The organism is Paenibacillus chitinolyticus, from assembly GCF_045038035.1.
Lineage (GTDB): Bacteria > Bacillota > Bacilli > Paenibacillales > NBRC-103111 > Paenibacillus_F > Paenibacillus_F chitinolyticus_A.
Map to the genome: position 1 here is coordinate 246569 of NZ_CP173427.1, position 26891 is coordinate 273459.

Annotated in this window: 21 protein-coding genes and 2 rRNA genes; 13 read left to right on the plus strand and 10 right to left on the minus strand. The window is 53.7% G+C overall.

Annotated elements, in window-relative coordinates; translation table 11 throughout:
• Nucleotides 1-109: 109 nt before the first annotated feature.
• The 5 genes from ilvA (at nucleotide 110) to ACI48J_RS01045 (ending at nucleotide 6378) form a co-directional block, all read left to right on the plus strand.
• Entirely contained in the window at nucleotides 110-1366 is a 1257-nt protein-coding gene (ilvA, locus tag ACI48J_RS01025; protein WP_405081299.1) for a threonine ammonia-lyase IlvA, read from the plus strand.
• 248 nt (nucleotides 1367-1614) lie between these two features.
• Complete coding sequence (locus ACI48J_RS01030; RefSeq protein WP_009675828.1) at nucleotides 1615-2655, plus strand: BMP family protein; 1041 nt, start codon at nucleotides 1615-1617, stop codon at nucleotides 2653-2655.
• A gap of 152 nt (nucleotides 2656-2807) precedes the next feature.
• On the plus strand, nucleotides 2808-4346 hold the full coding sequence (locus ACI48J_RS01035; protein ID WP_405081300.1) for an ABC transporter ATP-binding protein: 1539 nt from the start codon (nucleotides 2808-2810) through the stop codon (nucleotides 4344-4346).
• On the plus strand, nucleotides 4339-5418 hold the full coding sequence (locus tag ACI48J_RS01040) for an ABC transporter permease (protein ID WP_218230500.1): 1080 nt from the start codon (nucleotides 4339-4341) through the stop codon (nucleotides 5416-5418). The genes ACI48J_RS01035 and ACI48J_RS01040 overlap by 8 nt, the downstream gene beginning before the upstream one ends.
• A complete protein-coding gene (locus ACI48J_RS01045) occupies nucleotides 5419-6378 on the plus strand; it encodes an ABC transporter permease (RefSeq protein ID WP_009675785.1) in 960 nt (319 codons plus the stop codon).
• Between the two features lie 133 nt (nucleotides 6379-6511).
• Here the strand turns inward: ACI48J_RS01045 and ACI48J_RS01050 are convergent, their stop codons facing one another.
• From ACI48J_RS01050 to ACI48J_RS01075, 6 genes are all read right to left on the minus strand, one after another.
• On the minus strand, nucleotides 6512-7084 hold the full coding sequence (locus ACI48J_RS01050; protein WP_405081301.1) for a hypothetical protein: 573 nt from the start codon (nucleotides 7082-7084) through the stop codon (nucleotides 6512-6514).
• A 33-nt stretch (nucleotides 7085-7117) separates the two neighbouring features.
• Complete coding sequence (locus ACI48J_RS01055; protein WP_405081303.1) at nucleotides 7118-8026, minus strand: hypothetical protein; 909 nt, start codon at nucleotides 8024-8026, stop codon at nucleotides 7118-7120.
• A 52-nt stretch (nucleotides 8027-8078) separates the two neighbouring features.
• Nucleotides 8079-8513: a hypothetical protein gene (locus ACI48J_RS01060; RefSeq protein WP_405081304.1), complete on the minus strand. Its 435-nt coding sequence runs from the start codon at nucleotides 8511-8513 to the stop codon at nucleotides 8079-8081.
• Nucleotides 8510-9922, minus strand: a complete 1413-nt coding sequence (locus ACI48J_RS01065; protein ID WP_326050588.1) for a radical SAM protein — start codon at nucleotides 9920-9922, stop codon at nucleotides 8510-8512. The genes ACI48J_RS01060 and ACI48J_RS01065 overlap by 4 nt, the downstream gene beginning before the upstream one ends.
• Before the next feature lie 5 nt (nucleotides 9923-9927).
• Nucleotides 9928-10704 carry a prolipoprotein diacylglyceryl transferase gene (locus tag ACI48J_RS01070; protein ID WP_405081306.1) on the minus strand — a complete coding sequence of 259 codons (777 nt, stop codon included), beginning with the start codon at nucleotides 10702-10704 and terminating at the stop codon, nucleotides 9928-9930.
• Between the two features lie 163 nt (nucleotides 10705-10867).
• Nucleotides 10868-11728, minus strand: coding sequence for an AraC family transcriptional regulator (locus ACI48J_RS01075; protein ID WP_405081308.1), 861 nt, complete (start codon nucleotides 11726-11728; stop codon nucleotides 10868-10870).
• 296 nt (nucleotides 11729-12024) lie between these two features.
• On the opposite strand from ACI48J_RS01075, the gene ACI48J_RS01080 reads away from it, so the two are divergent.
• The 3 genes from ACI48J_RS01080 to ACI48J_RS01090 are packed head-to-tail and all read left to right on the plus strand — an operon-like array spanning nucleotide 12025 to nucleotide 15890.
• Nucleotides 12025-13200 carry a galactokinase gene (locus ACI48J_RS01080; protein ID WP_405081309.1) on the plus strand — a complete coding sequence of 392 codons (1176 nt, stop codon included), beginning with the start codon at nucleotides 12025-12027 and terminating at the stop codon, nucleotides 13198-13200.
• 37 nt (nucleotides 13201-13237) lie between these two features.
• Nucleotides 13238-14230, plus strand: coding sequence for a UDP-glucose 4-epimerase GalE (gene galE / locus ACI48J_RS01085; RefSeq protein WP_326050593.1), 993 nt, complete (start codon nucleotides 13238-13240; stop codon nucleotides 14228-14230).
• 46 nt (nucleotides 14231-14276) lie between these two features.
• Nucleotides 14277-15890: a UDP-glucose--hexose-1-phosphate uridylyltransferase gene (locus tag ACI48J_RS01090; protein ID WP_405081310.1), complete on the plus strand. Its 1614-nt coding sequence runs from the start codon at nucleotides 14277-14279 to the stop codon at nucleotides 15888-15890.
• 135 nt (nucleotides 15891-16025) lie between these two features.
• Here ACI48J_RS01090 and ACI48J_RS01095 read toward each other — a convergent pair whose 3' ends face one another.
• The 3 genes from ACI48J_RS01095 to ACI48J_RS01105 form a co-directional block, all read right to left on the minus strand.
• Entirely contained in the window at nucleotides 16026-17204 is a 1179-nt protein-coding gene (locus ACI48J_RS01095) for an MFS transporter (protein ID WP_405081312.1), read from the minus strand.
• Between the two features lie 61 nt (nucleotides 17205-17265).
• Nucleotides 17266-17721 carry a MerR family transcriptional regulator gene (locus ACI48J_RS01100; protein WP_405081313.1) on the minus strand — a complete coding sequence of 152 codons (456 nt, stop codon included), beginning with the start codon at nucleotides 17719-17721 and terminating at the stop codon, nucleotides 17266-17268.
• A 311-nt stretch (nucleotides 17722-18032) separates the two neighbouring features.
• Complete coding sequence (locus ACI48J_RS01105) at nucleotides 18033-18827, minus strand: class I SAM-dependent methyltransferase (protein WP_405081314.1); 795 nt, start codon at nucleotides 18825-18827, stop codon at nucleotides 18033-18035.
• A 113-nt stretch (nucleotides 18828-18940) separates the two neighbouring features.
• On the opposite strand from ACI48J_RS01105, the gene ACI48J_RS01110 reads away from it, so the two are divergent.
• From ACI48J_RS01110 to ACI48J_RS01120, 3 genes are all read left to right on the plus strand, one after another.
• Nucleotides 18941-19798 carry a carbon-nitrogen hydrolase family protein gene (locus ACI48J_RS01110; protein ID WP_326050601.1) on the plus strand — a complete coding sequence of 286 codons (858 nt, stop codon included), beginning with the start codon at nucleotides 18941-18943 and terminating at the stop codon, nucleotides 19796-19798.
• Between the two features lie 75 nt (nucleotides 19799-19873).
• Nucleotides 19874-20566 carry a GNAT family N-acetyltransferase gene (locus ACI48J_RS01115; protein WP_405083162.1) on the plus strand — a complete coding sequence of 231 codons (693 nt, stop codon included), beginning with the start codon at nucleotides 19874-19876 and terminating at the stop codon, nucleotides 20564-20566.
• Nucleotides 20567-20635: 69 nt separating this feature from the next.
• Entirely contained in the window at nucleotides 20636-21307 is a 672-nt protein-coding gene (locus ACI48J_RS01120; RefSeq protein WP_405081316.1) for a GNAT family N-acetyltransferase, read from the plus strand.
• 189 nt (nucleotides 21308-21496) lie between these two features.
• Here ACI48J_RS01120 and ACI48J_RS01125 read toward each other — a convergent pair whose 3' ends face one another.
• Entirely contained in the window at nucleotides 21497-21667 is a 171-nt protein-coding gene (locus ACI48J_RS01125; RefSeq protein ID WP_405081317.1) for a hypothetical protein, read from the minus strand.
• A gap of 497 nt (nucleotides 21668-22164) precedes the next feature.
• On the opposite strand from ACI48J_RS01125, the gene ACI48J_RS01130 reads away from it, so the two are divergent.
• A 16S ribosomal RNA gene (locus ACI48J_RS01130) occupies nucleotides 22165-23718 on the plus strand.
• Nucleotides 23719-23967: 249 nt separating this feature from the next.
• A 23S ribosomal RNA gene (locus tag ACI48J_RS01135) occupies nucleotides 23968-26889 on the plus strand.
• Together the 16S and 23S rRNA genes form the textbook arrangement of a ribosomal RNA operon.
• The last annotated feature ends 2 nt before the right edge of the window (nucleotides 26890-26891 follow it).

The following is a 26891-nucleotide window of genomic DNA, read 5'->3' on the forward strand; positions in this document are numbered from 1 at the left end:
AAGCGGGGGAACGGGGTTCTTATATTTTTCGGCGGAGATAAGCGCTAAAAGCCCGACTTGTGCTACAATAATCGGAATACCATTACCACAACGGAAAGGAAGTCCTGTCTTGAGCAATCCGAGCACTGTCACAGTTGAAGAAATCATACGCGCCAACCATGCGCTAAGCCGGGTGATTGAGCCTTCGCCGCTTCAGCGCAGCGAGCTTCTGTCCAGGCAGTACGACTGCAATATTTATTTGAAAAGGGAGGACCTTCAAGTCGTCCGCTCTTTTAAAATACGGGGTGCCTACAACGTCATTCAAAGTTTGACGGAGGAGGAACGGAGCCGGGGCGTCGTATGCGCCAGCGCAGGCAATCATGCCCAGGGAGTAGCCTATTCCTGCAACCATCTGGGGATCGAGGGCAAGATCTTTATGCCGACCACTACCCCGCGCCAGAAAATCTCGCAGGTCAAAATGTTCGGAGGTTCCTACGTGGAAGTGGTCCTGATAGGCGATACTTTCGACGATTCGTCCACTCAGGCTCGTATTTATTGCGAGCGTGAGAATAAAGTCTTCATCCACCCGTTCGACGATGCTCGGACGATTGCCGGGCAGGGAACGGTCGGCCTGGAAGTGCTGAATCAGATGCCGGTGTCGCCTGATTTTATCTTCACCTCCATCGGAGGCGGAGGACTTGCCGCAGGTGTCGGCGCATACGTCAAGGCAGTCTCCCCGGAAACCGCCGTGATCGGCGTGGAGCCGGAGGGAGCGGCCGGTATGCAGCGCTCCATGGAAGCGGGCCGGGTCGTGACTCTGGAGACAGTGGACAAGTTCGTCGACGGAGCGGCGGTCAAGCAGGTCGGTGAGATGACGTTCGAAATCTGCCGGCGCGTGCTGGATGACATCGTGCTGGTGCCGGAGGGCAAGGAATGCACGACGATTCTGGATCTGTACAACAATAATGCCATTGTCATCGAACCGGCCGGAGCCCTCCCCGTAGCGGCGCTGGACGCTTACCGCAGCCAAATTGTGGGTAAAAACGTAGTATGTGTGATCAGCGGAGGCAACAACGATATCGACCGGATGCAGGAGATCAAGGAGCGGTCACTCATTTATGAAGGCCTCAAGCATTACTTCCTGGTCAACTTTCCCCAGAGGGCAGGAGCGCTCCGCGAGTTTCTGGAAGAAGTGCTGGGACCGACCGACGACATCACGCGTTTTGAGTATATGAAAAAAACGAATCGGGACAATGCGCCCGCCCTGGTCGGCATCGAACTGAAAAACAAAGACGATTACGAAGGCCTCATCTCGAGATTATCCAAAAAAGATATCAATTATGTCGAAATTAATAACGATCCCACCTTGTTTAATCTGCTGATTTGACCGCTGAAAAGAGCCGTCCCCCGTAGGGTGCGGGACTCTTTTGCCGCCTGGCTTGGCAGCGTTTTCTCAGTGACAGAAAAATTTAATTAACCGCAGTATATTTAGTTGTGGATTTTGGATTACCCAACATGTATAATCGGTTACGCGGTATCATTAACCTAGTCCTCTCGACATATTTTTACAATTCGTATCCAATACTATGATGCAGGGATTAGGCTTACAAAAACCAAACAGGGGGTTTTACTTTTATGAAGAATTTTTTCAAGCTGTCGCTGGTCATGATGCTGGCATTCACGCTTGTGTTGGCAGGCTGCGGCAAGAAGGCTGACAACGGCGGCGCAGCGCCAAGCGGCAATGCGGCCGGCGGCGAGAAGAAGTCCGATGTGAAAATCGGCATGGTAACAGACGTTGGCGGCGTAAACGACAAGTCCTTCAATCAATCCGCTTGGGAAGCGCTTGAGAAGCTGAAGAAAGATACAGGCATCTCCACGAAGTATCTGCAAAGTAAAGCGGATTCCGATTATGTTCCGAACCTGAATCAATTTGTACAAGGTAAATACAACCTGACTTGGGGCATCGGCTTCGTTATCGCGGACGCTATGAAAACCGTAGCTCAGCAAAACCCGACGGCTAACTTCGCCATCATCGATAACGTGGTGGAAGCTCCGAACGTTCAGTCCATCACTTTTGCCGAGAACGAAGGTTCTTTCCTGGTCGGCGTGGTAGCGGCAAAAATGACGAAATCCAATAAAATCGGTTTTGTCGGCGGCATGGACATTCCGGTTATCAAACGTTTCGAAGCAGGTTTCAAAGCGGGCGTTGCGGCTGTAAATCCGGACGCTAAAGTCCTGATCAACTACACGGGCGCATTCGATAAGCCGGACCTTGGCAAAGCGGCAGCCGCCACTATGTACAACGACGGCGCGGACATCATTTTCCACTCCTCCGGAGCGACAGGAAACGGTGTATTCAACGAAGCGAACGACCGCATCAAGCAAGGCAAAAAAGTATGGGTTATCGGCGTAGACAAAGACCAGTCCCTGGAATTCGGAGATCAAGTGACTCTGACTTCCATGGTTAAAGGCGTTGAAGAAGCCGTAACGAAGTACTCCAAAATGGTTGTTGACGGCAACTTCAAGCCGGGTGCTCCTGTAACACTCGGTCTGAAAGACAACGGCGTAGGCCTCGCTTCCACTTCCAGCAAGAACGTTCCTGCGGATGTGCTGAAGCTTGCAGACGAATATAAAGAGAAAATCATCAAAGGCGAAATCAAAGTACCTGAGCAATAAGAAGATTTCGTTAAGCTGCACCTTTTCACCATGTACCATGACGCATGTTTATGTACGTTTTTATGATGGAGAATACAACAAGGCTGGTTGCATAACTGGCCTTGTTCTTACTTTCCAGACCTTCTACCAATAACCTTAGTAAGGGTGATTTCATGAGTGCAGCGACCCCTGTCGTTGAGTTGAAGCAAATCACAAAGCGTTTTCCCGGGATTGTCGCAAACGATTCCATCTCTCTTAAGCTGCAAAAAGGGGAGATTCACGCCCTCCTTGGAGAGAACGGTGCGGGTAAATCGACCTTGATGAATATTGTTTTCGGCTTGTACCAGCCGGATGAAGGCGGTATCGAAGTCAATGGCCAGCCGGTTCTGATCGACAGCCCCAACAAGGCGATCGAGCTTGGAATCGGGATGGTGCATCAGCACTTTAAACTGGTTCAGCCGTTCACCGTTACCGAGAACATCATCTTGGGGATGGAACCGAGGAAAGGCATGAACATTGATTACAAATCCGCAGCCGAACAGGTCAAAAAGTTATCCGAGCAGTACGGCCTTCAAGTAAACCCCCATGCTAAAATACAGGATATTTCCGTCGGCATGCAGCAGCGTGTCGAAATCGTGAAGACGCTTTATCGTGGTGCCGACATCCTTATTTTCGATGAACCGACAGCGGTTCTGACTCCACAGGAAATCACTGAGCTGATGGATATCATGAAACGTCTCGTTGCCGAAGGCAAGTCTATCATCCTCATTACGCATAAGCTCAAGGAAATTATGCAAATTTCCGATACGGTTACGATCATCCGCAGAGGTAAAGTGATCGACACCGTCAAAACATCCGAGACGACGACCCGCGAGCTGGCCGAGAAAATGGTCGGCCGGAGCGTCTCCTTCAAAGTCGACAAAAAGCCGGCGCAGCCGAAAGGCCCTGTTCTGCAGGTGCGCGACATCAAGGCGAAATCGCACGACGGGCTGCCGGTTCTGAACGGGTTGTCCTTCGACGTGAAAGCCGGAGAAATCCTCGGAATCGCGGGTGTGGACGGCAACGGACAGAGCGAGCTGATCGAGGCGCTGACCGGTCTGCGCAAAGTGGACAGTGGGTCGATCAAGCTGCTGGACAAAGAAATCGTCAACCGCTCGCCGCGTCATATTTCGGAAGCGGGCGTGTCCCATATTCCGGAAGACCGGCATAAACACGGGCTTGTTCTGGACTTTTCCATGAGTGAGAACATGGTGCTCCAGACGTACCACCGTCCCGCTTTTAACCGCGGCGGTTTCTTGAATTACGAGGCGATCGATAAACAAGCCGAACGGCTCATCGAAGCGTTCGACGTCCGTACGCCGAGCATTCATACCAAAGCGCGTTCTCTCTCCGGGGGGAACCAGCAGAAGGCGATTATCGCCCGGGAGATCGACCGGAATCCGGATCTGCTTATCGCCGCGCAGCCGACCCGCGGACTCGATGTAGGCGCTATCGAATTCGTGCATAAGCAGCTCATCGCCCAGCGCGACCAGGGTAAAGCGGTACTGCTTATCTCCTTCGAGCTGGATGAGATTTTGAACGTATCGGACCGGATTGCGGTCATTTACGAAGGGGAAATAGTCGGGGAAGTTCTGCCGGAAGAAACGAACGATCAGGAACTTGGCCTGATGATGGCCGGCAGCATGAAGCGGGAAGGTGTGACCCATGAATAAAGTAATGAAGTTTTTTATGCGGGATTCCGCTATCATTCCTCTCGCGGCCATCGTGCTCGGGTTTGTATTCGGCGCCATCGTTATGCTGGCGGGCGGGTACAATCCCATAACCGCATACTCTTCGCTGTTTTCGAGGGTATTCGGGAATATGTACGATTTCGGCGAGACGATCCGCGAGATTACCCCGCTCATTTTGACGGGGCTTGCGGTCGCTTTCGCTTTCCGCGCGGGTCTGTTTAACATCGGCGGAGAAGGCCAGTTTATCGTCGGGATGACAGGCGCTTCCTTCGTCGGCATCAAGCTGGGCGGACTGCCGGCGATCATCCACGCGCCGCTAGCCATTATCGTAGGCGCCCTTCTCGGGGGCCTTTGGGCAGCTATAGCGGGCTATCTGAAAGCAAAGCGAGGCGTAAACGAAGTTATCACCACGATCATGCTCAACTGGATCGCTCTTTATTTGGCGAACTACACGGTCAACCATTTCCTGCTCCTGAAAGGGCAGCAGCGTTCCGTTGACATTGAGCCGACGGCTTCGGTCAGCTTAGGCTGGCTGTCCGCTATGTTTGATAACGCCCGTCTGCATTGGGGAACGCTTTTTGCCATCCTTGCCGCCGTGTTCTTCTACTTCTTCCTGTGGAAGACGAAGCAGGGGTACGAGCTCCGTGCCGTAGGCCACAACACGAATGCCGCTGAATATGCGGGGATGAATGTGAACAAGAACATCATCAAAGCCATGTTTATCAGCGGAATGTTTGCCGGTCTGGCCGGCGTGTTCGAGGTGCTGGGCGTGTTCCACTACCAGACCGTTATGCCGGCGTCGCCGGGTTACGGATTCGACGGGATCGCGGTTGCCCTTCTGGGACTGACGAATCCGTTCGGCGTACTTCTTGCCGCTTCTCTGTTCGGTATCTTAACTTACGGATCCGCGGGAATGAGCTTTGGCGCCGATGTGCCGCCGGAGTTGATCCGGATCGTTATCGGTTCGATCATTTTCTTCGTAGCCGCACAAGGCATCGTGCGCTGGGTGATTGCCCCTCTCTATTTCAAGCGTAAGAAAGAGAAGGTGGTCTAGATGAGTTTGGATATTTTGGGTCAGCTGATCAATACAACGCTGGTATTTTCCACGGCGCTCATTTTTGCGGCCCTGGGCGGTATTTTCTCAGAGCGTTCCGGGGTCACCAACATTGGGCTGGAAGGCCTGATGGTATCCGGCGCGTTCGCCGCGGCGGTCAGTACGTTCTACGCGCAGGAAGCCGGCATGGGAAGCATGTCCCCATGGATCGGACTTCTGGCGGCCCTCGTATTCGGGGTTCTGTTTTCGCTTATCCATGCCGTTGCGACCATCACGTTCAAATCGGACCAGGTCATCAGCGGTGTGGTCATCAACTTCCTGGCGGCGGGCGTAACAGTCTACCTCGTTAAGCTTCTCTTCGAAGGTGCCGGACAAACGGAAACGCTCACGGAAGTATTCAGCAAATGGGCGATCCCGGGTCTTTCGCAAATCCCGGTACTCGGTTACGGTATTTTCACCGCCTACCCGACCACCTATATCGCGCTGATTCTTGTGGCCGTATCCTATTATGTGCTGTTCAAAACGCCGTTCGGTCTGCGTCTCCGTTCCGTCGGAGAGCACCCGAGTGCGGCTGACACCGTCGGTGTCAACGTACGCCGCATGCGTTATATCGGCGTTATGCTGAGCGGTGCTTTTGCCGGACTGGGCGGAGCGACGATCGCCCTGACGACGACAAGCAACTTCTCGCATAACACCATCTCCGGACAGGGTTATATCGCCCTGGCTGCCATGATCTTCGGTAAGTGGCACCCGGTAGGGGCGCTTGGAGCCGCCGTCTTCTTCGGCCTTTCCCAGGCGATCAGGAACTATGTTCAACTCTTCGAATGGTCGCAGAGCATCCCGCAGGAGTTTATCTTTATGCTCCCGTATGTTCTGACCATTCTGGTTCTTGCAGGTGCGGTCGGCCGGGCTTATCCGCCTGCCGCCCTCGGCGAGCCTTACGATCCGGGCAAGCGTTAAGCTGCACGGAATCAATGAAGCAAAAGCTGCTTTCCTTTTAAAGGAAAGCAGCTTTTTTAGTTTCCTGCGGGTAAGACCAGGAGCAGTTGTGCTCAGTTAACTTGGCCGGGCTAATGGGGAAGAGGTCCCCGTTTTACATATTTTTGTCTTCGCCGCTAAGTATACTTTCTCGGAAATCAGGGTCTGGTTCCAGCGCTCCCAACAGTTGGCCTGCCCTGCGCAGCAGCAGAATAATGGAGATCCCCGACAAAAATCCGATTATACCTAATGCAATCAGGAGATATTGCCATACTTCTGGCATATTTAATGCCAGAGGACTTAGGATAAGCGTGGCGCCTGTAACCGCTAAAAAAACGGACCTGCGGATATGGGCGCTTTGTGCCAGCTCGGGAAGGCTGCTGCGGGAGGCGGTAGAAATAATACCGGTACACAGATAATAGATGAAGGCTAGCAAAAATGCTGAGTTGACCAGCCCAAGCGAGAACCAGAGGAAAGAAAATTCCTGGTTTGTGACCAGGGCTCCTCCTAGGTTGATTTCGTTAGGCAGCGATAAAAAAATAAGCGGAATAGCGAACCGGCGCGCTATCCGGAACGTTTGCTCCTGCTTTCCCAGCTCGCCGAGTGCGGAAGCGGCCATCCAAAATCCGATGAAATCGGGAAGCAGATCCACGGATTGAATGCGAAAATGGAGAAAAGTCAGGGTCAAAACCCACGAGATCCGAAAATATAGGCGACTCAACTAAGGCAGCTCCCTTCTGGCTTGAACGATCTTTTGGATGTTTGAAGCGCTCAAATCCGAGTCATAATTTATAAATCCGGCCATGTCGTCTTTAAACCCATCGGAAGCTTGTACTTTGAGCCGGACGACTTTTTCGATCCGATTGTATTTTTCGGCAGCTTTATGTTCCGGTGGTTCAGTACCCGTATCTTGGAAACGGTAAGACAAGCGCACGTAGCTTCCCTTTTTTACGGCTAATGGAAATGAAATGTCTTCGGCGGGCAGACCCTCCACTTCAACCGTATCTCCGGATCGCAGAGAGGTCAGATAACCGGGTTCCTGTTCCAAAGAGAGAGCGCCGATATACAATTTTATTCGTGGGGAGCTCTGATCCGGATAAGAGTTTTCAATCCCCGTTATTATCAGGTCTTCCTTGGTCGTCACAAGAGTGTACCCGACATTTTGGTTGGAAGAGCCGCTGCTTGAAAATTCGAACAAGGGTCGATCGGCTGTTTTTTTAGCCTGTGGGGTGAGGGTAACGTCACCGATATCCAGCAGGCGAGAACTTCCGTCACTGAGCCAGGCTCGAACCCGCTTAATATGCAAAGGGACTTCAGACGCGTCTGTTTCCTGGATCTGCTGTTCCAAAGCAATCAAAACTGATTGATAATTTTGATAGGTATACCGGTTTTTATTTAGAAAATTGACGGAAGCATGAGGCAGCTCCGGAATCTCTACGTTTACAATGTGAAGGCCTCGGTGATTCTCCAGATAGGAGAGTTTAAAGCTGGTTCCCCGTTCAAGAGGGAGATCAATAAAATGCGAAAGAAAGACAGGCTCCGGCAGCTGATTTTTTTCATAAATCCACAGGTTTCCGATCCAGCTGACCGAAGCCAGAAGAAATACTGCAATCAACGGACTTTTTTTCAACTAACGGCCCCCATTCCGGCAGTTTCTTTTATTCCTTGCTTCCATCAGAGGATCAGCCAAAATTAAACATGACATAGCCGAAACAAGCGACATTCAAAAGGAACGTTATTCCCGCTCCTATAAGAATTCCCTGAACGACGGCTGTCCGTTTGCTGTAAATAAGGAGAAGCGGCAGCACGTAGATCATTTGAACGATGCCGATTCCCAGGTACATCGGAATGGCAAAGAGCCAAAAGAGATGGCCGAGCGCGACCCAGCCGATTCCTTTCCACACATCGAGTCCTTTCCAAGGACGACGGTTCCGGCCGGACCCGTCCTGTTCATGAAGAGGTGGAGAGGAAGTTTGTTCGAAGCCGGTATCTGCTGCGTGATCCCCGGGCTCGGAATTCGGTGTCGGCTCCGTTACTTTTTCCGTTCCGGTTTCGGATGAAGCTCCCGCCTCCGATGGCGTACCGCTCTTGGCCGGATCGTTGTCATAATCGCTCATGCGAGCCCTCCTGTCTCCGCGCGCAGCTCCTCCAACAGTGCTTCACGGCCGTCACGGTAAAATAAATTATACGTATCAAAGGGAATGATTCTTCCATCGGGGTGGGCGATATGCACACATGATTTTTTAACGGAACGGACATCGAAATTGTAAGGGTCCAGGAACTGCATAATCAGCACGCGGAACACATTGTCATACCCGATATGCTCCGGTACGGCGACGGACGGCAGGCAGCAGAGCAGATTTTTCAGCGAAAGCGCCGACGACTCGGGAGAATGAGCGGTCGAGAAAAGGTCGAAGACTTGATCCTTTAACGTCTGATCCTGCTCGAATACGATCGTATTGCGGCCGCCTTCCAGCAAAATTTGAGGGTCGATCATCCCGGTTAGCGGTATGGCCTGTCCTCCCAGCTTCAAAGCATACCCCATCGCTAAGCAATCCGGATGACAGGGAACCGGTATAATATCTTCCGGCTGAAAAATACCGGATTGTTCGATAATCATCCGGCGCACTTCGCTGAGTGTCAGCCGGTCTTTGGCCGGATCGAACGCCTCGGTGCGGCCGGCCGCTTGAATCGGCTGGAACGTTACGCCCCGGACCGCGCGCTGCTGCAACCCGTAACGGATAATATCGCCGACCTCGGAGTCGTTGAGTCCTTTTTTCAGAGTGACTACGAGGGTGGTCGAGATATTAAATTCATTGAGATGTTCAATCGCACGCCGGCGCACATCACGCAGATCTACCCCGCGCAGCTCTCGGAGAGCCTCTTCCTCAAAGCTGTCAAACTGGAGGTACAGCTCGAATCCCGGCATATACTGGGACAGCTTCCGTACGAACTCCCGGTCCTGGGCGATTCTCAGTCCGTTGGTGTTCACCATAAGGTGTTTAATGGGTTTCGTTTTGGCCAGATCGAGAATTTCGAAAAATTGGGGATGGATCGTCGGTTCGCCCCCGCTAATCTGCACGATATCCGGTTCTTCTTCGTTGCGTACGATAGCGTCAAGCATGGTCCCGATCTGCTCGAGAGAGCGCCAGGTCTCCCGTTTCGGAGAAGATTCGGCATAGCAGATCGGACACTGCAGATTGCATTTGTCCGTAATTTCAAGGAGCGTCAGGCAGCTGTGCTGCTCATGATCCGGGCAAAGCCCGCAATCGTACGGACATCCGTAACGGATCGGAGTGTTCCAGTGCTGGGGCATTTCAGCGGGTTTCAAAAATTCGCGGCACCGTTTGTAATACTCCGCGTCATCCGAGATCAGAACCTTTTCCCGGCCGTGCCGGCCGCAGTATTTTAGCAGGTAAACGTTCTCATCCTCGATAATGACCTTCGCCTCCACTTTACGGAGACATTGGGAGCATATGCTGTTGGTGAGTTCGTAGAACAAATAAGGACGGTTTTTGGTAGGCATGGAAGTCAGGTTCCTTTCCCGATTAAGGTAGGTTTCTCAGAAAGCTTACGCCGCAGAAGCAGGGTGTAATAGATCAGGCCCGCTATGCAGGCGAGCTGAATGTTATTCAGTCCGGCATACGGGTGGGGAGTCGGTTTGATAAAATCGATCAGCAGGCGGAAAAGAAGGTAGCCCCCCATGAAGATAATGAACGACATGCCATCCGGCAGGGAAACGGATCCGTGCCTGGCACGGTTTTTCATCGCCAAGATGGTGATGCCCAGCAGAAGCAGGAAGGCGATCTCGTAAAGCTGAGTCGGATGACGAAGAATTCCATCGCCGAAATCGACACCGGTTACCCAGCTTGTCGGGGTTCCGTAGGTATGGTCATCGAGACCGGTCAGAAAACAGCCGATCCGTCCGATCATCATCCCGGCGAGGAGCGGCAGCGCCATATCATCGCCCGTGGAACGGGTGTGCCCGATTCTTTTTTTGGTCCATTCCACGCCGATTAGCCCACCCAGCAGCCCTCCGACTATGGTTTTGCCTTCCATTAGATACGACACGTCGTTCCAGCGCTCCAGGGTCAAAGCGGGGTCTTCCAGCCAGTAAAGCACCTTCGATCCGGCAGCGGCACCCAGCGTGGCACCGACGAGGACCCAGAGGGCTTGACTTGCCTGGAGTTTTTCCTTGCTTCGGGTATAGAGATAAAGCCGGAATCCGATAAAATAAGCAAGCGCTTCAAAAACCAAATGGGGATGCAGCCGGATAAAACCGAGGTTAATATAAACTGGAAAAGTCATAGATTCCTCCCCGATAAAGTTAAGGTAAATTATACCACATGAATATTAAGAGAGGGGATCGGATGGATTACCTTCCATTGCGAGGAACGCTCTTTGATTGGCGGATGCTGCGAAAGCCATTATAAAAAGCGGAATTTCCGCGGAAAGGCCCAATTTCGCATCGCTACATACGTATTATATCGCTGCGATATTCCGTAGGGGAAAGGCCGTACCATCTCCGGAACTGCTTGGAGAAGTAAAGTGGGTCACGGAATCCCACGGAAAAAGCAATCTGCTCGATCGTCAGCTCCAGCCGCTCCCGCAGAAGCTGCCGGGCTTTATCGACACGGAGCTTGGACAGGAAAGACACCGGCGTCTGACCTGTGTGCTCCTTGAACAGCCGGGACAGGTAAGCCCGGTTGTAGCCGAGCGCCTCCGCCATGGACTCGATCGAGATGTCCTCGGCGTACTGCGCGGACAAATAATGCAGCATCTGCTGCACCGTCACTTCCGTGCGGGAATGCGCCTTACCCGGCTCGGGTAAGGGCGGCCGTGCCGCATCGGCATATTCGGCAAGCAGCAGATGAAGATAGCCGAGCGCACGAAGCGAAGCCGTGCCGCTCTTATGCCTCAGCGCGCGCTGCATGCGCCGGAAAAGCGCCGGAACACGGCTGCCCGCATCCGCCGGGTGAATAACCGGCTGCTCCGGCGTGAAGCCGGCCTTGCGCATGTGGGCCGCCGCTTCCGCACCGGTGACGGCGAGCCAGCAGTAGCGCCAAGGATCGGCTTCGTCGGCTTCGTAGCCGACGAGCTGCTCTGGCGCGATGCAGAAGCTGTCGCCGGGACCCAGAAGCCGCTCCCGGCCCGCAGCCGTGAACCGCCCTTTTCCGGAGATAACCGTATGGATGAGGAAATAATCGTACACCTTCGGGCCCAGGCGGTGGAGCGGTTTGGTCTGGCTTTCCCCGGAGAAGAGTACATGAAGGGCCGTATCTTCCGGCGGCTCCGGGTTGGACACGACATAGTAGGTGGGTTCTCGTTTCATTGGACTTCACATCCTCCTGTTTGCGATAATGAGTTAAGAAAAAGCGGCGCCGGACAAGCGTTCTTTTCCCGTACTCCTTCTGACAAGAAGCTTGCCTTGGCCGGAACTTGTACAGACTCCGCTTTCCTTCATCCTATCATCTCCTGCGTGCTTCCGGAATCATATTTTTCCATATGATCCTTACATCATTCCATAGGACTTCAAGCGGTTCGCGCTTATACTGGAGGTAGAAGAACGAAACAAGAATCCGTTAACAATTCAACGATAGTATGACTCTACTTAAAGGCGGTGCCGAGATGGCCGATCTTAATCTCCTTAAAACACAATTTACCGAACTGTACGGAGGTACTGAGAAGGATATCACAGTTTTCCATGCTCCCGGCCGTGTTAATCTGATCGGCGAACATACCGATTACAACGGGGGCTATGTTTTTCCGGCTGCCCTGACTTTCGGCACTACCCTTCTTTTGCGCAAAAATAAGGAAGGCCTGCTTCGCATGGCTTCCACGAATTTCACCCATAAAGGGTCTTGTTCCCTGGACGATGTCGTTTACCGGGAAGAAGACGACTGGATGAACTACCCGAAGGGCGTAGTCGCTCAGCTGCAGCAGAAAGGCCAAGGCCCCCGGTCCGGCTACGATATGCTGTATCACGGTGAAATTCCGAACGGGGCGGGGCTTTCGTCCTCGGCTTCTATTGAAGTGGTCACGGGTTACGGATTGCTGGAAGCGGAGGGATATCCGGCAGACCGGGTAGAGCTGGCGCTGCTTGCCCAAAAAGCTGAGAACGAGTTTATGGGCGTAAATTGCGGCATCATGGACCAGTTTGCCGTTGCCAACGGACGCAAAGATCATGCGATTCTGCTTATGTGCGATACCCTGGAGTATGAACTCGTGCCTTTTCAAAGCGGAAGCTACAAGCTTGTGATCGGCAATACGAACAAGCGCCGCGGACTCGTAGATTCGGCATACAACGAACGAAGAAGCCAGTGCGAGCAGGCCGTCCGGGACCTGCAAACCCGCTTTCCGGACTTGACGCTTCTGGGCCAAATCAGTCTGGAGCAGTTCGAGGCGAACAAAGACGCCATTAAGGACGACATCGTCCGGCGGAGAGCGCAGCATGTCGTGGAGGAAATCGACCGCGTACTGAAATCCATAGATGTGCTGAAAGCCAACGACCTGGAAGCCTTCGGGCGGCTGATGACCGGATCTCACGAATCCTTGCGCGATCTTTACGAAGTTACGTGCCGGGAACTCGATGTGATGGTAGAAGCCGCACTGTCCGTGCCGGGCGTCCTCGGATCACGGATGACGGGAGCCGGATTCGGCGGCTGTACCGTCTCTCTCGTGCATGAGGACAGCATTGAGGCATTCCGCGAGAAGGTCGGATCGAGCTACAAAGAACAAACGGGACTCACAGGGGATTTCTACGTTTGCAGCATTGGAGACGGCGTGAACAACGTACAAGACTAGGCAGCGGCGGGAAAACAATTATCGGGAGGCGGAAAAGATGGCGATTATGGTGACAGGCGGGGCCGGATACATCGGTTCTCACGCCGTAGCGGAACTGCTGGCTAGAGGAGAAGAGGTTGTAATTGTCGACAATCTCCAGCAAGGTCATCGCGATGCGGTATTGGGCGGCAAGCTTTACGAAGGCGATCTTCGGGATGAAGCGTTTCTGGACACGGTATTCCGGGAAAATGAGATCGACGCGGTTATCCATTTTGCAGCGAACTCGCTAGTCGGAGAAAGCATGACGGACCCGGCGAAATATTACCACAATAACGTTTACGGGACTCTCTGCCTGCTGGAAAAAATGAAAAAATTCGGCGTGAAACGAATCGTGTTCTCTTCGACGGCGGCAACATACGGCGAGCCCGAAAACACGCCGATTCTGGAAACCGACCGGACCGAGCCGACGAACGCTTACGGGGAAACGAAATTGTCCATGGAGAAAATGATCAAATGGTTCGACCGCGCTCACGGAATCAAATCCGTTTCACTGCGCTATTTCAACGCGGCGGGTGCTCATGAAAGCGGCCGTATCGGGGAAGACCACCATCCGGAAACGCATCTGGTTCCGCTCATTCTTCAAGTGGCGCTCGGACAACGGAGCCATATCTCCGTCTTCGGAGAAGACTATGCGACACCGGACGGGACCTGCATCCGCGATTACATCCATGTCAGCGACCTGGCCGACGCTCACGTGCTCGCAGTAGAGAAGCTGCGTCAAGGCGGTGAGAGCGGCGTGTACAATCTCGGAAGCGGCAACGGATTTTCCGTAAAAGAAGTGATCGATATCGCCCGCGAGGTAACGGGGCATCCGATTCCGGCCGTTGTGGAAGCACGCCGTTCCGGAGACCCCGCGGTTCTTATCGCTTCTTCCGACCGCGCCCGTCAAGATTTGGGTTGGAAGCCTAAACGGGACAATCTCCAGGCGATTATCGCCAGTGCCTGGGCATGGCATCAAGCGCATCCGGAGGGATACGCGGACAAGAAGTAGCATCTGGAGATTACCTGCCTGCGGGGCGTAAGGAGTGAGTGAAGGAATGAATACGGACTTAGAACGGGAGAAAGCACAAAATCAGGCTGATCAGGCGGCGCTTGCCGTCGAACGCCTGGTGTCGTTTGCCCTTGCGAAGGGAATGATCGGAGCCTTGGATGTATGTGCGGCGAGGAACGCGCTTTTGGACGCGCTGGGTTTGCCTGAGCCGTATCAAGGCGCGGACACAGACGCGGAAGACGAAACGGTGGCCGCGGAGCCTGGAGAAATGCTCGAAGTTTTACTCGACTTCGCTTATATCCGTGGACGTCTTGAAGAGGATACGACCACTTACCGGGATCTTTTTGATGCCCGTCTGATGGGGCTGCTGATGCCGAGACCGTCCGAGGTCGTCCGGCAGTTCGGGGAAATCACAAGGGAACACGGAGTACGGAAGGCAGTGGACTGGTTTTACGAACTTTGCATAAACAGCAACTACATTCGAATGGACCGGATACGCAAAAACGGGTATTGGCTGGCGCCGACGGAATACGGGAATCTCGAAATTACCGTCAATCTGTCCAAACCGGAGAAAGATCCGAAGGAGATCGCCCTTTTGCGGACGCTCAAACAAAGCGGATATCCCCAGTGTCTCCTGTGCGTGGACAATGTCGGCTATGCGGGCAGGCTGGATCATCCGGCCAGGCAGAACCTGCGCATTCTTCCTCTTACGATTGACGGGGAGGCCTGGTGTTTTCAATATTCCCCTTACGTCTACTATAACGAACACTGCATCGTCTTAAACGAAAAGCATGTCCCGATGAAAATATCTGAGCGGACTTTCCGCAGGCTGTTTGATTTTATCGAACAGATTCCGCATTATTTTGTAGGCTCAAATGCGGATCTGCCGATCGTCGGGGGCTCGATTCTGAGCCACGACCATTTTCAGGGCGGGAATCATAAATTCCCGATGGAGCTCGCTCCCGTCGAACGGAAGTTCGCTTCGGACACGCACCCCGGCGTCTCGGTCGGCATCGTCCGGTGGCCGATGTCGGTCCTGCGGCTCGAGGGAAGCGGGCGCGAGGACGTCCTCCGCACCGCCGACATGCTGCTCGCCGCATGGCGTGCCTACAGCGATCCGTCCGCGGACATCGCGGCGTTCACGCGAACAGCGGACGGTGTACGGGTTCTCCATAACACCGTCACGCCGATCGCCCGGTTCAACGCGTCCGGGCAGTACGAACTGGACCTCGTGCTCCGCAACAACCGCACGAGCGAAGAACACCCGGATGGCATCTTCCACCCGCACCGCAACCTTCACCACATCAAGAAGGAGAACATCGGCTTGATCGAGGTGATGGGTCTGGCCGTCCTTCCTGGCCGTCTCCAGGAAGAGATCGGTGGAATCGCCGGGTTCCTTACCGGAGATTCCGCATGGAACTGCGGGGACGGCCTGAAGGCGGGCCATCCGCTGGAGAAGCATGCCGCCTGGATCGGCGAACTTGTCGCCGCCGGCGGCACGGCCCTTTCGCTGCAGGAGGCGCACGAACTCCTGCAGCGGGAAATCGGCGGCAAATTCAAGCGGGTGCTTGAAGATGCCGGCGTGTTCAAGCGGACCGATGCCGGTCAGTCGGCATTCGCCCGCTTCCTGGGCAGCCTCGGCTTCGTACCCGCCGAATAGGCCCAAAAAGCCTTTCGTCCTCCCGCAGCGGGGAGAACGAAAGGCTTTTTTATACACCGCGGGGACCAATACACCGCGGGGACCAATACGCCGCGGGCACCAATACGCCGCGGGCAAGCAACACGCCGCGGGCGCTTACCCGGCCTGCGGCCCGGTTGCGCCTGCCTTGGCCGGACGGCTGCGCCAGACGGACATCGTGATGACCGCGATGAGCGCCAGGCCGGCCGCGACGGCGAAGGGCAGCTGGGCCGACAGGTGGTGGGCGATGTAGCCCGACAATACCGGAGCGATGGCCGCACCCATCCAGCGCACGAAATTGTAAGCGCCGGACGTTACGCTCCGTTCGAACGGAGAAACCTCCATCACGTGGCTTGTGAACAAAGCATTGTTCAATCCGCAGAACAAGCCGATGACGATAATCAGCAGAATCTGCAGCCACAAGGTGTGAACCAGGAACAACAGCAGCAGAATGAGGCAGAATGCCCCCAAGCTCCACGGTATGATTTGCGAAGGTTTGTAGCGATCCTCCAGGTTGTGAGCCAGCTTCGCGGAACCATAGGCCAGCATGAGGCCCCAGCCGAAGAAAACGAGGCCGAGCTGGATGGCCGACATATGAAGCATCAGCGGCGAATAAGCCAACACGACGAAAAAGCCGTAATAATAGAACATCGAGGAACCTGCGACACGCAGGAACGGTTTATGGGTCGCCAGATGCAGAAGCTCCTTGAACCCGGCCGCTTTGCGGACGGATTTTTTCTCCGGTTCCTGAATCATGAACAGCACCAGCAAGAATGCGATAAGCACAAAACAGCCTGTGGCGATAAAAGGCAGCCGCCAGGAAATACCGCCGAGCAGTCCGCCGACAAGCGGGCCGCCCGCCATTCCGAGGCCAATCGCCGCTTCATACATGCCGACGGCGGTATTGGCCGAGGGCGTCAAGGCAATGAGCAGTGTCATCGCGGTGGCGAAGAACATCGAGTTCCCGAAGCCCCAGCCCGCCCGGAACAAGGCTAGCTCGGTAATGCCGCCGGATGCTCCGCACAGAAAGGCAAAGACGGTCACGACGGCGAGGCCGGCAACCATCATTTTTTTGTCGCCGAAGCGGGTCGCCGCAAGCCCGGACGGAATCATCATAATCGCCATGGTGAGGATGTAGGCGGTAAAAAGCAGCTCGATCTGCGCCGGATTCGCGCCGATTTTCTCGGCTATAATCGGAAGAATCGGATCGACGACCCCGATTCCCATAAAAGCAAGAAAAGTTGCAAACACCGTGACGTAACGTGCGCGTGTTTGCTTTTTGATTCCCTGATCCATACAAATATGCACCCCTCGCACAAGTCTGGCCGGGAAATGGGTGTCATGAGCACGGCTATTGTCAGGAAGACGGGGTCTTGCCGGACGACGACGCCGTTTGAGGCTGGCCGATCGCTTCACGTACCTTGGAGAGCAGCTCCTCCATATCTTTCCGGAACGCCTCCATCTTATGAATCTTGAGATCGAGCATATCCACCTGTTCGGCGAGTCCGTCTGCAACGCGCTTGAGCTCCTCCTGCTTCTTTAGCTCGACGGCGTAGCCGTCGGAACCTTCACGGTAGGAAGCAAGCAGCGTATCGATGGCCAGGAAATGCTGCAGCTCCTGCAAAGAAAAGCCGAGCACTTCGCGAGCCAGCAGCACTTTCTTCAGACGATCCACGTTTTCCCGGGTGTACAGCCTTACGCCCCCCTCGCTGCGCGTAGGCGGCTCCAGAAGGCCGATCTCTTCATAATACCGGATCGTACGCTTGGTCAATCCCGTCTCCTTGGCGACATCATCAATTTTTAACCGTGTCATGTTTACCACTCCCAGTCGCTAATATCAAGATTACTCTTAATTAACGTTAACGTCAACGTTAACTTTATCCCCATAAATGAAAATCTCATTCACTTTCTGAACTCCCCTCCTGAATAACCGGAGTCCATGTCCATTAACTTTCCTCTATAAGTATATCGTTTCCCGCCTCTTCTAACCAAATCGGCACGGCTTTACGGAATGGCTAAAAACCGCCACAATCTTTGTTGTGACGGTTCTGATTTATAGAAAGTACGTTATCCGATCCTGCTATGAACCTTGGATACCGCTGCCGCCGTGGGAACTAAAGCCGGCTAGAGCTTTTTGGCCACCAAAGTGAACGATTTCGGAATGCCTTTATCGTAAACATCCGAAGACCGGTTAGGCTCTTCCTCCAGAATCTCAATGAACAATCCCGAAGAAGCGGCGGCCGTAACGATTTCCCCGAGCGTCCATTTACGGTGCCGTACTTTGATTAAGGCCGATTCGTCCTGCCCCGGCAAAAATTTGGAGTAGGCTACATCCGTCTCTTCTATAGAGGTATCGAAATAATCGCCGGTTACTTTGTGTTTCCGGACCTTGGCGGTTGAACCGCGGGAAGAAATCAATTTGGTTGTCACGGGATGAAAATCCTGCAGGATCAGCCGTCCGCCGGAAGCCAGAAGTTTGACCACTACGTCGAATAACGGCTTCAACTCCAAGAAATAATGAAGAATGCCGAATTCCATAAGCGCGAGACCATAGTCGCCGGTCAGCTCTTCTTCGGGAAGCTCCAGCACATCGGAGACGACGTAACGGACACGCACTCCCGCGGCTTCCGCCAGTTCCGTTCCGTATTTGGCGTTTTCCGCCGCGATATCTACAACCGTGACTTCACTCGCTCCCAGCAGGGCGAGAGCTGCGGCTTTACTGCCGTGGGAGCCGAGCAGATTAACGGCTTTAATTCCGCTGAGGTCCCCGAGAAAACGGCTGAAAGACCGCACGGTCCCCTCCGGGTTCCGGCCGATAAGCGCAGCTGCTTCCTCCGGGGTTCCAAACCGGTTCAGCCAGGCCTCGTAAGCGTGCTGGTTCCAGGCCGTCTGATTGTGTTCGCTGAATTGTTTTTGCACGGGGGATTCCTCCTTTTGTTCCACAATCATTCATCATATAATAAAATCATCGGCAAATCCATCCGGTTCATACGGGTTTGCGGACAAGTTTTTCGCCTAAGGAGGAGTTCGTTTTGAAATTCAGAGTTTCCGCAGTCCAGCATCATCTGCATACCATTTCGAGCTTTCGGGAGTTTGCGGATCAGGTCGAGCATTACGTCAAAACGGCGCAGGAATTCGATTCCGATTTCGTGCTCTTTCCGGAGCTTTTTACCACCCAACTGTTGTCCATTCGCAATCCTGGGGAGGGAGCACTGACGATCAACGACCTGCCCTCCTTTACGGACTCATATATGGAGCTGTTCAAGGGACTCGCCAAGTCGACCGGTATGCATCTCATCGGCGGCACTCATATCATTGAAGACGGCGGGCGCTTGTACAACTCCGCATTTTTATTTTATCCGGACGGCCGGGTAGGGGAGCAGAGGAAGTTGCACATCACCCCGACGGAAGTGAAAGAGTGGAACATGGGAGCCGGTGACGCTCTTCAAGTATTCGATACGGATAAGGGCCGCATTGCTATTCTCGTCTGCTACGATATGGAGTTTCCCGAAATCGTTCGTATGGCCAAGGCCCGCGGCGCCGATGTTATTTTCTGCCCTTCCTGCACGGATGACCGTCACGGCTTCCACCGCGTGCGCTATTCCTGCCATGCCCGTACCATCGAGAATCAGATCTATGTGGTCGTGACCGGAACGATAGGATCGCTTCCTACCGTTGACTTTATGAGAGGGAATTTCGGACAAGCCGCCGTTCTTACCCCTAACGACGTGCCCTTTCCTCCGCGCGGCATACTGGCCGAAGGAGAAATCAACGACGATATGATCATTACCGCCGATCTGGATCTGGCTCTTTTGGAAGAAGTCCGTGAGAAAGGCTCCGTGACCACGTGGCGCGACCGCAGAACCGATTTGTACACCGATTGGAAATAAAGATGCATGGCTTGAATCCGGCAGCGGATTGTTGAAGGAAGTACTAGAATGTTGACGGAAGCGGGGCCCGACGAGATGAATGCGACACCAGAATCCGAATCACCCAACTATATGAAGAAAATGTACGTTTTCGACGGGGAGAAACCGGTTCCCGCCCTGATCAGAAGCTACTCGGAAGCGGATTTTCAAGCTCTGATCGAAGTGCAGCGTCTAAGCTTTCCGCCGCCGTTTCCCGAGGAACTGTGGTGGAACGAAGAGCAGCTCCGCAGCCATGTCCGCTTATTTCCCGAGGGGGCTCTCTGCGTGGAGATCGGAGGTAAAATCGTCGGCTCCATGACGGCACTCCGCATCCGGTTCGATCCCCTCCATCCGGAGCATACCTGGGAAGAAGTCACGGACGGAGGGTACATCCGCAACCACGACCCGGAGGGGGATTCCCTCTATGTAGTGGATGTTTGCGTGATGCCGGCGTACAGAAAGCTGGGGCTGGGCAAATGGCTCATGTTCTCCATGTACGAGACCGTCGTCCATCTGGGGCTTCGCCGTCTTTTGGGCGGGGGAAGAATGCCCGGTTACGGGGCCCAGGCCGGCAAAATGACCGCCGATCAATACGTCGATGCGGTTATAGCGGGACTGCTCCACGACCCGGTTCTGAACTTCCTGCTCCGGTGCGGACGGATGCCGGTCGCCGTGCTGCCCAATTACCTGGAAGACGAGGAGTCCCTTAATCACGCTCTGCTGATGGAGTGGAGGAACCCCTTTCTATAGAGGACGCTGTCTTCTTCCTGGAGATTGCCGCCACGCTTTAAGCAACAACATTTTGAGAGGATGAGGCCCATGGAATACATACGTATTACCGATATCAACGACCCTTTATTTGCGAAAATGCATCAGCTCATGCAAACCGTTTTTCCCGCTGAAGAGGTGCTTGACTATGCCCTGTGGAAAGAACCTCTCGAAGATCCGGGCATTCGGGTGTTCGTCGCCGTTCACGAAGGGGAAGTTGTAGGAGCGACCGAGTACCGCTATTACACCGATCTGGGAATCGCGATGACCGACTTTACCATCATCGGCCGGCCTGGCCTTGGCATCGGCAGATTCCTGAGCCGCAAACGTCAGCATGACCTGTCGGACCTGGCCGCTCAAAGCGGGAAGCCCATGATCGGCATGTTCGCCGAGATCTACGATCCTTACCGGGTGGAAGACCATTCGTTTGGCGGCGTAAAGCCGATGGATCCGTTCGTGCGACGCGAGGTTCTGTCTCATCTAGGCTACCGCAGACTGGACTTTCCTTACGTTCACCCCTCCTGGCAGAACGACGGAGAAGCCGTAAGCGAACTGGATCTGTGCTTTATGCCTTCGGATGAGAACGCGGAATACGTGCCGTCTTCCCTTATCGCCGATTTTCTGACCGGTTACTACTCCGTACTTGAAAACAAACCGCCGACATGGCAGGAGATGATCTCGCGTCTCCGTCAATCGGAGCGTACAGCCCTGCTTCCCCTGTAAGCAGGAAACGAGAACGAAATGGCTCCTGATCAGGAACAAGCCCAACAAGCAATTCCCTTCCCAGTGACGGAAGTTTCGTATAGAGAATGCGGAACTTCTTCTTGCTCCTATGCTTGAAGGCAGCAGGCCTTCCCGCACAATTATAAAAAGGGCTCCCATAGGGGCCCTTTTCTTTTACCGTTTTACCGCTTAATCCCGCGTTTTTGCATCCGGTGCTTGCGTGTGCAGCTTGTTCTTATTTCGGATGGCACGCTTATCTTCAGCCAACTCCAGGGTGTCATTCGCAAACTCCATATCCTGATTCTCTGCATTCATGTGTGTTGTTCCCTTGTAGTTTCCGCTGTGGGTTTTGTTTTCCATGGGTTGCCTCCTCTCTGCATCATATAGATAAAGTTAGCTTTGGTTTGCCGTCCGGAGAATATGCGCACATACTTCTCGAAAAGAATGATTTACGTACGTATAGAAAAATCGCTGCAAGGATATGCTGATAGCATTGTTTCGAGCATGCAACACAACTGGAATAAAAAACCTGTTGCAAAGCTATTGCTGACATGGTACATTAATTTAGCTGACATGGACGAGCCCTTGAAAAACAAGGCCGGAAGCGAAAGCTGAGAAATTAATCTTAAAAAAAGGTTGACTTCGAAAAACGGATATGTTATTATGGAATTCCGGCCAAGAGAAACGGGCCGTTACAAACGAGTGACATATACGAGATTGTCCTTTGAAAACTGAACAACGAGTGATTGAAGCGTCTCGAGAAATCGAGACATTAAATGAGAAGAAATTCTCGTCAGCTTTGAATGTTTGAGCTTAATCAGCTTGAGATAAACCGCTGGCCTTCGGCCGGCACAACTTTATCGGAGAGTTTGATCCTGGCTCAGGACGAACGCTGGCGGCGTGCCTAATACATGCAAGTCGAGCGGACTTGAAGAGAAGCTTGCTTCTCGGATGGTTAGCGGCGGACGGGTGAGTAACACGTAGGCAACCTGCCTGTAAGATCGGGATAACTACCGGAAACGGTAGCTAAGACCGGATAACCGGTATCTCCGCATGGAGAGATCGTGAAACACGGAGCAATCTGTGGCTTACGGATGGGCCTGCGGCGCATTAGCTAGTTGGTGAGGTAACGGCTCACCAAGGCGACGATGCGTAGCCGACCTGAGAGGGTGAACGGCCACACTGGGACTGAGACACGGCCCAGACTCCTACGGGAGGCAGCAGTAGGGAATCTTCCGCAATGGACGCAAGTCTGACGGAGCAACGCCGCGTGAGTGATGAAGGTTTTCGGATCGTAAAGCTCTGTTGCCAGGGAAGAACGCCAAGGAGAGTAACTGCTCTTTGGGTGACGGTACCTGAGAAGAAAGCCCCGGCTAACTACGTGCCAGCAGCCGCGGTAATACGTAGGGGGCAAGCGTTGTCCGGAATTATTGGGCGTAAAGCGCGCGCAGGCGGTTTTTTAAGTCTGGTGTTTAATCCCGAGGCTCAACCTCGGTTCGCACCGGAAACTGGGAGACTGGAGTGCAGGAGAGGAAAGTGGAATTCCACGTGTAGCGGTGAAATGCGTAGAGATGTGGAGGAACACCAGTGGCGAAGGCGACTTTCTGGCCTGTAACTGACGCTGAGGCGCGAAAGCGTGGGGAGCAAACAGGATTAGATACCCTGGTAGTCCACGCCGTAAACGATGCATGCTAGGTGTTAGGGGTTTCGATACCCTTGGTGCCGAAGTTAACACAGTAAGCATGCCGCCTGGGGAGTACGCTCGCAAGAGTGAAACTCAAAGGAATTGACGGGGACCCGCACAAGCAGTGGAGTATGTGGTTTAATTCGAAGCAACGCGAAGAACCTTACCAGGTCTTGACATCCCTCTGACCGGCTTAGAGATAAGCCTTTCCTTCGGGACAGAGGAGACAGGTGGTGCATGGTTGTCGTCAGCTCGTGTCGTGAGATGTTGGGTTAAGTCCCGCAACGAGCGCAACCCTTGAACTTAGTTGCCAGCAGGTAAGGCTGGGCACTCTAAGTTGACTGCCGGTGACAAACCGGAGGAAGGCGGGGATGACGTCAAATCATCATGCCCCTTATGACCTGGGCTACACACGTACTACAATGGCCGGTACAACGGGAAGCGAAGGAGCGATCCGGAGCCAATCCTAGAAAAGCCGGTCTCAGTTCGGATTGCAGGCTGCAACTCGCCTGCATGAAGTCGGAATTGCTAGTAATCGCGGATCAGCATGCCGCGGTGAATACGTTCCCGGGTCTTGTACACACCGCCCGTCACACCACGAGAGTTTACAACACCCGAAGTCGGTGAGGTAACCGCAAGGGGCCAGCCGCCGAAGGTGGGGTAGATGATTGGGGTGAAGTCGTAACAAGGTAGCCGTATCGGAAGGTGCGGCTGGATCACCTCCTTTCTATGGAGACTCGGGTCCTGAAACGGACCCAGTCAAGAAGGCATCGCCTTCAACCTTCAATCACTCGTTGTCAGTTTTGAAAGGAGAATTTACTTCTCTTTTCAAACGTTGATCCTTGAAAACTAGATAGCGAAACATGTAACTAGAATCATCCAAAACCTTGATGGTTTGATGTAAAGCGAAGTTATATGCTGAGAAGTGATTTTTTAAGCGCAGCTTAATAGCACGAGTCAGGATATAACAAGCATTGGTCAAGCTAATAAGGGCACACGGAGGATGCCTAGGCGCTAGGAGCCGAAGAAGGACGTGGCGAACGACGAAATGCCTCGGGGAGCCGTAAGCAGGCTTTGATCCGGGGATGTCCGAATGGGGGAACCCAGCTGTGGTAATGCGCAGTTACCATGCAGTGAATACATAGCTGCATTGGAGGCACACCCAGGGAACTGAAACATCTAAGTACCTGGAGGAAAAGAAAACAATAGTGATTCCGTCAGTAGCGGCGAGCGAACGCGGATTAGCCCAAACCAAGGAGCTTGCTCCTTGGGGTTGTAGGACGTCAATGTGGCAAAAGTTCATTAGGTGAAGCGATCTGGAAAGGTCCGCTAAAAGAGGTAACAGCCCTGTAGCCGAAAGTGAACGTATGCCTAGACGGATCCTGAGTACGGCGGGACACGTGAAACCCCGTCGGAATCCGGCAGGACCATCTGCCAAGGCTAAATACTCCCTAGCGACCGATAGTGAAGCAGTACCGTGAGGGAAAGGTGAAAAGCACCCCGGGAGGGGAGTGAAAAAGAACCTGAAACCGTGTGCCTACAAGAAGTCAGAGCCCGTTAATGGGTGATGGCGTGCCTTTTGTAGAATGAACCGGCGAGTTACGTTTGCATGCGAGGTTAAGCTGAAAAGGCGGAGCCGCAGCGAAAGCGAGTCTGAATAGGGCGACTATAGTATGCAGGCGTAGACCCGAAACCGTGTGATCTACCCCTGTCCAGGGTGAAGGTGCGGTAACACGCACTGGAGGCCCGAACCCACGAATGTTGAAAAATTCGGGGATGAGGTGGGGGTAGCGGAGAAATTCCAATCGAACTCGGAGATAGCTGGTTCTCCCCGAAATAGCTTTAGGGCTAGCCTCGGGGGATGTGTCGTGGAGGTAAAGCACTGATTGGGTGCGGGGCCCGCCAAGGGTTACCAAGTCCAGTCAAACTCTGAATGCCACAGACATTACCCCGGGAGTCAGACAGTGAGTGCTAAGATCCATTGTCAAGAGGGAAACAGCCCAGATCATCAGCTAAGGTCCCCAAGTGTGTGTTAAGTGGGAAAGGATGTGGAGTTGCACAGACAACCAGGATGTTGGCTTAGAAGCAGCCACCATTTAAAGAGTGCGTAATAGCTCACTGGTCGAGTGACTCTGCGCCGAAAATGTAACGGGGCTAAACACACCACCGAAGCTATGACTTAGACATCTAAAGATGTCTTGGGGTAGGGGAGCGTTCTGTACGGAGTGAAGGTAGATCGTGAGGACTGCTGGACTGTACAGAAGTGAGAATGCCGGTATGAGTAACGAAAAGATCAGTGAGAATCTGATCCGCCGAAAGCCTAAGGGTTCCTGAGGAAGGTTCGTCCGCTCAGGGTAAGTCGGGACCTAAGGCGAGGCCGAAAGGCGTAGTCGAAGGACAACAGGTTGAAATTCCTGTACCACCGTAAGCCGTTATGAGCAATGGAGTGACGCAGCAGGGTAGGGACGCGGACTGATGGATGTCCGTCCAAGCAGTGAGGCTGATGTGTAGGCAAATCCGCACATCGTAAGGCTGGGCTGTGATGGGGAGCGAAAATTACAGTAGCGAAGGTCTTGATCTCACACTGCCGAGAAAAGCTTCTAGCCAGGCGAAGGTGCCCGTACCGCAAACCGACACAGGTGGGCGAGAAGAGAATTCTAAGGCGCGCGGAAGAACTCTCGTTAAGGAACTCGGCAAAATGACCCCGTAACTTCGGGAGAAGGGGTGCCCCGGTAGTGTGAATAGCACGAGGGGGCCGCAGTGAAAAGGCCCAAGCGACTGTTTAGCAAAAACACAGGTCTATGCGAAGCCGCAAGGCGAAGTATATGGGCTGACGCCTGCCCGGTGCTGGAAGGTTAAGGGGAGCGGTTAGGAGTAATCCGAAGCTGTGAACCGAAGCCCCAGTAAACGGCGGCCGTAACTATAACGGTCCTAAGGTAGCGAAATTCCTTGTCAGGTAAATTCTGACCCGCACGAATGGCGTAACGACTTGGGCGCTGTCTCAACGAGAGATCCGGTGAAATTTTAATACCTGTGAAGATGCAGGTTACCCGCGACAAGACGGAAAGACCCCATGGAGCTTTACTGCAGCTTGATATTGGACTTTGGTACGATCTGTACAGGATAGGTGGGAGCCTTTGAAGCCTGAGCGCCAGCTTGGGTGGAGGCGCCGTTGGGATACCACCCTGATCGTATCGGAGTTCTAACCTACTACCGTGAACCGGTAGAGGGACCGTGTCAGGTGGGCAGTTTGACTGGGGCGGTCGCCTCCTAAAGAGTAACGGAGGCGCCCCAAGGTTCCCTCAGAATGGTTGGAAATCATTCGAAGAGTGCAAAGGCATAAGGGAGCTTGACTGCGAGACATACAGGTCGAGCAGGGACGAAAGTCGGGCTTAGTGATCCGGTGGTACCGCATGGAAGGGCCATCGCTCAACGGATAAAAGCTACCCTGGGGATAACAGGCTTATCTCCCCCAAGAGTCCACATCGACGGGGAGGTTTGGCACCTCGATGTCGGCTCATCGCATCCTGGGGCTGAAGTAGGTCCCAAGGGTTGGGCTGTTCGCCCATTAAAGCGGTACGCGAGCTGGGTTCAGAACGTCGTGAGACAGTTCGGTCCCTATCTGTCGCGGGCGCAGGAAATTTGAGAGGAGCTGTCCTTAGTACGAGAGGACCGGGATGGACGTACCGCTGGTGTACCAGTTGTCTCGCCAGAGGCATAGCTGGGTAGCTATGTACGGAAGGGATAAGCGCTGAAAGCATCTAAGCGTGAAGCCCCCCTCAAGATGAGATTTCCCAGTATGTAAGACCCCTTGAAGACGACGAGGTAGATAGGTTGGAGGTGGAAGCACAGCAATGTGTGGAGCTGACCAATACTAATCGGTCGAGGGCTTGACCTACA

Bases quoted from the DNA above. Each gene is read 5' to 3' on its own strand.
- ACI48J_RS01125 (WP_405081317.1), bottom strand. From the start codon at position 21,667: ATGGAAAACAAAACCCACAGCGGAAACTACAAGGGAACAACACACATG.
- ACI48J_RS01040 (WP_218230500.1), top strand. From the start codon at position 4,339: ATGAATAAAGTAATGAAGTTTTTTATGCGGGATTCCGCTATCATTCCT.
- ACI48J_RS01090 (WP_405081310.1), top strand. From the start codon at position 14,277: ATGAATACGGACTTAGAACGGGAGAAAGCACAAAATCAGGCTGATCAG.
- ACI48J_RS01080 (WP_405081309.1), top strand. From the start codon at position 12,025: ATGGCCGATCTTAATCTCCTTAAAACACAATTTACCGAACTGTACGGA.
- ACI48J_RS01045 (WP_009675785.1), top strand. From the start codon at position 5,419: ATGAGTTTGGATATTTTGGGTCAGCTGATCAATACAACGCTGGTATTT.
- ACI48J_RS01115 (WP_405083162.1), top strand. From the start codon at position 19,874: ATGAATGCGACACCAGAATCCGAATCACCCAACTATATGAAGAAAATG.
- ACI48J_RS01095 (WP_405081312.1), bottom strand. From the start codon at position 17,204: ATGGATCAGGGAATCAAAAAGCAAACACGCGCACGTTACGTCACGGTG.
- ACI48J_RS01120 (WP_405081316.1), top strand. From the start codon at position 20,636: ATGGAATACATACGTATTACCGATATCAACGACCCTTTATTTGCGAAA.
- ACI48J_RS01035 (WP_405081300.1), top strand. From the start codon at position 2,808: ATGAGTGCAGCGACCCCTGTCGTTGAGTTGAAGCAAATCACAAAGCGT.
- ACI48J_RS01030 (WP_009675828.1), top strand. From the start codon at position 1,615: ATGAAGAATTTTTTCAAGCTGTCGCTGGTCATGATGCTGGCATTCACG.
- ACI48J_RS01060 (WP_405081304.1), bottom strand. From the start codon at position 8,513: ATGAGCGATTATGACAACGATCCGGCCAAGAGCGGTACGCCATCGGAG.
- ACI48J_RS01065 (WP_326050588.1), bottom strand. From the start codon at position 9,922: ATGCCTACCAAAAACCGTCCTTATTTGTTCTACGAACTCACCAACAGC.
- galE (WP_326050593.1), top strand. From the start codon at position 13,238: ATGGCGATTATGGTGACAGGCGGGGCCGGATACATCGGTTCTCACGCC.
- ACI48J_RS01100 (WP_405081313.1), bottom strand. From the start codon at position 17,721: ATGACACGGTTAAAAATTGATGATGTCGCCAAGGAGACGGGATTGACC.
- ACI48J_RS01075 (WP_405081308.1), bottom strand. From the start codon at position 11,728: ATGAAACGAGAACCCACCTACTATGTCGTGTCCAACCCGGAGCCGCCG.
- ACI48J_RS01070 (WP_405081306.1), bottom strand. From the start codon at position 10,704: ATGACTTTTCCAGTTTATATTAACCTCGGTTTTATCCGGCTGCATCCC.